This is a genomic window from Rhodopirellula maiorica SM1, assembly GCF_000346295.1.
In the GTDB taxonomy this organism is placed as follows: Bacteria; Planctomycetota; Planctomycetia; order Pirellulales; family Pirellulaceae; genus Novipirellula; species Novipirellula maiorica.
The window spans coordinates 1-5,221 of the sequence record NZ_ANOG01001052.1; the positions used below are offsets into that span (position 1 = coordinate 1).

Annotated in this window: 4 protein-coding genes and 1 pseudogene; 3 read left to right on the plus strand and 2 right to left on the minus strand. The window is 53.7% G+C overall.

The genetic code is table 11. The features are described 5' to 3' along the window. The 3 genes and pseudogenes from RMSM_RS34115 to RMSM_RS34125 all read left to right on the plus strand — a co-directional run. Positions 1 to 450 (plus strand): annotated as a pseudogene (locus RMSM_RS34115) (cation:proton antiporter); the annotation flags it as partial. Between the two features lie 5 nt (positions 451 to 455). Next, positions 456 to 1,118, plus strand: a complete 663-nt coding sequence (locus RMSM_RS34120; RefSeq protein ID WP_008708457.1) for a hypothetical protein — start codon at positions 456 to 458, stop codon at positions 1,116 to 1,118. A gap of 78 nt (positions 1,119 to 1,196) precedes the next feature. After that, entirely contained in the window at positions 1,197 to 1,760 is a 564-nt protein-coding gene (locus RMSM_RS34125) for an elongation factor P (protein WP_008708459.1), read from the plus strand. Positions 1,761 to 1,922: 162 nt separating this feature from the next. Here RMSM_RS34125 and RMSM_RS34130 read toward each other — a convergent pair whose 3' ends face one another. After that, positions 1,923 to 2,924, minus strand: coding sequence for a DUF6807 domain-containing protein (locus RMSM_RS34130; protein ID WP_160168435.1), 1,002 nt, complete (start codon positions 2,922 to 2,924; stop codon positions 1,923 to 1,925). A 79-nt stretch (positions 2,925 to 3,003) separates the two neighbouring features. Next, positions 3,004 to 5,221 (minus strand): PQQ-binding-like beta-propeller repeat protein (locus RMSM_RS34135; protein ID WP_008708464.1); only part of this gene is annotated, 2,218 nt, incomplete at its 5' end.

Here is a 5,221-nt window from a genome sequence, read left to right on the forward strand (position 1 = left end):
CTGTACCAGCTGAACTTTACTATCAAAAAATCAAATTCGCGGCGTGAGATGACTCACAATCTCGTCGGTCGACAACTGTTTCGCGAAGGGCTGACGTTCTCGAAAATCCGTGAATTGCACGAGTCCGGTGCGGTGTTTAAAGCAACGAAATTGACCGAATCGTTTAGCTACACGGACTTTATTCGTCGGTATAATGAGGTACCCGAACTCCTGTGCGTGATACAAAGCGACGGGGTTCCGCTGCTCAATACCGTCAGCGACCCGCTGAAACCCGAGCCCGGTCAAACCATTGTCTGCCTTGTCACCTCGGTCCCGTTGCCCCACGAACATGAGGCGATGGACACTGAGAAGAAGACTGACATCGAACCCGCTTCGCCCGCAGCTGACTCGTCCACCTCCGAATCATCCGAATCGGAAACGCTCGAAACAAAAAAATCTAAATCCCGATAATCCTGATGTTGATCCCACCGTTTACGATGCTGTTGGCCTTGTTGCCGCTGATTGGTTACTTGATTTTGATCGGGGGGATTCGTGCATCCGGACGCGCCTTGATCACCACGGGGCCGCGTGATGTGGCCGCGATTGGGATTGCGGTTAGCGGACTTGTCGCGGTGGGGCCCGTCGAACTGTTTTTTCCCGCTCCCGCCGCTGGCATGTTTGGCCCTTGGGTTTGGTTTGCCATCGCGGCATTCTATTTTCTGTGTCTGACGCTGATTGCGATCACCAGTACTCCGAAATTGGTCGTCTATGGCCGGTCGGCTGACCAGGTTTTTCCCGCTCTGCTGACAGCGGCTCGGCAGCTCGACCCGGCTGCCACGGGCGACGCGTCCGGTTTACGAATCGCGATGCCGACAATCAAAGTCCAACTGCGAATCGATGGACAATCCGGAGCCGACTCGGCCCAAATTTTCGCGTTTGAACCAAATTTGACCTCCCAGTTTTGGTACCAATTGCAAGCTCATCTTCGCGCCGAACTGCCGAAACAGCCGGTGCCACGCAATTTGGGCGGGGTCTCGATGTTGATCGGAGCAGCCTGTTTGATTGGACTGTTGCTATGGCACAGTTCGGGGCGCGAAGAGTTGGTGGTCGAGGGCTTTCGTAAATGGCTATGGCGATGAAATAATGCCGCCCTCGGTTCTCTTTTATTTCACCCCCAACCTCTAATGGTCTGTCCCTAATCCAGGGCAGGGTCACTGATGCTCGCTAAAGAAGTCAAAACCGGATCGGTCATTGTCCACGAAGGCAACCCGATCGTCATCATTTCGCTGTCGGTTCAATCACCGTCAGCGCGTGGTGCTGCGACGTTGTACAAATTTCGCGGCCGCAATGTCGTCACTCGAAATAAAGTCGACGTCACCTTCAAAGGGACCGATGTCGTTTCGGAAGCCGACTTTTCCAAACGCAACGTGCAATTGATGTACTCGGATCCAAACTTCATGTACGTGATGGATCAAGAAAGTTATCAGCAATACGATGTGCCAATCGAAGATTGCGAAGAACAGCTTCCCTACATCACCGAAGGTCTCGAAGGCATTCGTGCCCTCGTCTACAACGATGAGTGTGTGGGAATCGAATTGCCCGCGTCGGTCGAACTGACGATCAAACAGTGTGACCCGAGTATCAAAGGTAACTCGGCCACCGCGCGAACCAAACCGGCAACGCTCGAAACCGATCTCGTCGTGCAGGTTCCCGAGTACATCAAAGAAGGGGAACGCATCAAAGTCGATACGCGAACCGGCGAATTCCTGTCGCGTGCCTAAGCCATGCGTTTGATGCCAAAGTAGATGGCATTGGGCGCAAGCCGCCCGGTTGATTTCGAACGTTTTTCCACGCTTCAACCGGACGGCGGGCGCGAACAAAGTGGATTGCATTGACGCACGCACCGCCGATCGCTTTGTGCTTGATCGCACGAAGGCGATTGCCTACAGCGTTTTGGGTTTTTCGGCCGCATATTTGGCGAACGCTTTCTCGGTCGCGTCGGCATCAAATTCACCTTGATACAGCACGACGCGGCAGCGAATGGTCATCGTTTCGCCATCCTTCAGCGTGATTCCTTCGGTCTTATCACCACCGTTGAAATGATAGTGGCCGAACGGATTCGCGGCAAACAAACCGTAGGTGCGAACGTGCCAGCTGCATGGCGCGGCAAAACTCGACGGATGATAGAAAACCGACATACCAACGGTTTCGTTGCCGACGGGACCCGTGTAGTTCACCCAGTTTGATTTCTTGGCCCAGGCGTCGGAGTTGGTCAACCCTTCGGCGTTGGTAATCTTGCCGCCCAATTTCGCATCGACTTTCATTGTGCCAGCCACGCGGATGCCAAAGCTGCCTTCTTTGGTGTCACCAAAGTTCACATCGCCATCGGTCGCGCGAAGCACCACTTCGAAATCGATCATCCGTTTTCCATCTTCGCTGTGAAAGGTCGTGCGGCGTTTATCCGACAATTGTCGATTGCCTTTTGCATCGTTCCAATCGTTTTCGGTAGTGATCACGACCGCATCGTTTTTCGCATCGACGGTGGCTTCGCCCGCCGTTTGAACAATACGTCCGGTCCCTTCGTGCGCGTCGTCGATCCAAAAATCGATATCGTTGACTTCACCATGAGTGAACCAAAGCGAACGGTGATGGTCATGATCTAATTTTTCGCCTTCGGTCCCTGTTTTCATCGGGAAGTCGCGAGTCATCGGTTGTCCGCCAGGGCCGATCACGGGATACACGATCGGAAAACCATTTTGGTATTCGATATAGCCCGCAAAGAGTTTCCCGTTGTCGTACACCTTCCAACCGCGAGGCGAATCGACCTTTTCGACGCTGACGCCGGTCGCTTTTGCAGGCGAATCGGCAGTCGCGATCGATGGATCGATCCCCGACAACACGACCGATGTCGAAATGAGGGTGACGGCGTAAAGGGATCGGAGCAAAGTGGGTTTTAGCAAATGCATGGCGGGTCCTAGCGAGCAAAAACAGGAAGGAAAGGGGGAGGAAAGGCGGGGGCAACGATTACGATCGATCGATTGCTTCGCCAATTTGCGAAGCTTCCGATTCGACATCGGATTCGTCGTCGACGTCATCCGCGGGGTCAAAGTTTAATTGCAACTTCTCGATCCCGATATCAACAATCATCAAATCTTGACCAGGAGGCAATTTGGTTTGGGTTTCCAATTCATTGGTATGGCTGGGGACATCTTTTCCCATCACCGAGTTGACTTTGTGGCCATCATCAACATCCAAAGCCATGAAATCGAGCGTTCTCGTCCGTACGCGTGGGTTGGGAAAGATCGATCGGCCTCGTGTTAGCAGTACCACGGGGGTCGCGTCGGGTTGATGGATAGTGCATCCCCAAGGCTCGTCAAACTCCTTTTGCCACAACGATTTTCCGTCATTGAGTGAGATCGCGAAAATCGCATTGGTTGTTTCATGATCGTTGCCCTGACGTGTATGCAGTTGTGACGTCGGCGGTACGTCGCTCGGTTGAGGCCGACGCATCGGCAGCAAGAAACATTTGTCCTCAAGCACCATCGCGTGCAACCCAATCAGATCGGGATAGGCTGGCAACGTGACACTGCTGATTTCCTTAGCCGAGATCAAATCCCAGATCGCCGCGTTGCCTTCGGTATCCAATAACGTCAGGTAGCGACCGCCAACCAAGCGGCCATACGAGGCCGGAATATTTTCGTTAGTACGGTTGGCTTCGTTTGCACGCTTGCTGAGTTTGACTTTGTTTGTAAAAGGATTGAACAAGCGGATTTCGTACTCACGCGATGTTCCCGTGGGCAGATAGCTCAGCACGTGCTCGCCAATCGACGACCAAATTTGTCCGTGTTCCCACGCGGTTTCTCGCAGCTTCTCGCCGTCGTGCAGGTTGAAAAACACGATTCGTTTTTCGCTGTCCGAGACCACGGCTACTTCGTTGCCATCGGACAGGACAACGCCACTGGTTGGTGCATCGGAGTTTCGCCACTGGGTCTCTTGGGTCAACAGATCCAACGACATCAACTCGCCGCCCTGCAGCGCCAACACGCGGTCACCAAGAATCGGGCCAAGGTCAAAGGTAGGGACCAGGTTTCTCGCACTCGCACCGTTGATCAGGTATTGAAAGACTTGATCACCGAATCGAGTTGGATTGCTACGTCGCTTTAAGAGCGGGGAATCGTCACTGCTCAAGCTATGCCGCCACAGCACCGATTCATTCGCTTGAGAATCTAAACGGTGCAAGTCGACCGCGACCAACGCGTTGGGCGTCACCACAATCATCACTCCACCCGCGATCATGGCTTCGTTTTGCCCCATATCGCGTTGCCGGTTTTCGAGGTCTAGCGGAATCCCACGAGGATAGCCCTGCGGATTTCGTAGCGCCAATGCAAAGGCACCTTCGCTAACCAATCGCCAACCTTGAAACTCTTGGCCGGCAAGAATCGTGGTTTCGGATACCTGTTGATTTAATGCCATGGTCGCTCGCATGCGACTTGGACGAGGTTCCCACTTTACCTTGGCGGTATCGGGCCACTTGCGTGTTTTGACTAGCGGTAGCGTGGCTTCTTCGATTTGATCAAGCAACTCGGCGTCGGGGCCATCGGTCCGTTCTCGCAGCAGTGCGATCATCTGTAACGCGTCTTTGGCATAACCGCTCAGCGAGTGAATCTTGGCCAGATGGAACAGCCGCTGGGTTGGTAACGTTTCAAGTTGCTCGGGCGTGGCATAGCGGTTGCCAAGCTGCAAACTGTACGCCCGCAGCCATTCTTGGTCCTTTTCCAAACGGCTGGACAATTCGTTGCGAATTAAATCGCTGGCCTCCAGCGACCCAAATTGCCGAATTAGCTGCCACAACAAATTGTTGGGGCTGTGCAGTTTTTCGGCAAATGCATCGGAGAACCATTGGTCAACACTTGCACGGTCGGATTCGTTCATGTGGTTCGCCAATTCGGCCGAGCGTGCCGCCAGCCAAGCGTCTAGCGAGCATTGCCGCGCGACATCCGAAACAATTCGATTGGCCGCATCTTTGCTGGCTGGTTCCATCGTTACGACGTCGGACAATTTCAGCATGTATTTTGCCGCATCCAGATGCTGATTGTTTTGCAGTGCCGCGCGCACTCGCAACGCCAGCAATTCAACTCGCTGTTCCGGTTGATAGATCAATCGGTCGAGTGTTTCGACAAGCTCGCCGTCAACCTCGGGCGATTCCCGTAGTGAATCGAGCATCGCGGCAACCGATAGCATT

What these genes read in the sequence shown, in the direction of transcription:
- RMSM_RS34125 (WP_008708459.1), top strand. Translation starts at nt 1,197, where the DNA reads ATGCTCGCTAAAGAAGTCAAAACCGGATCGGTCATTGTCCACGAAGGC.
- RMSM_RS34120 (WP_008708457.1), top strand. Translation starts at nt 456, where the DNA reads ATGTTGATCCCACCGTTTACGATGCTGTTGGCCTTGTTGCCGCTGATT.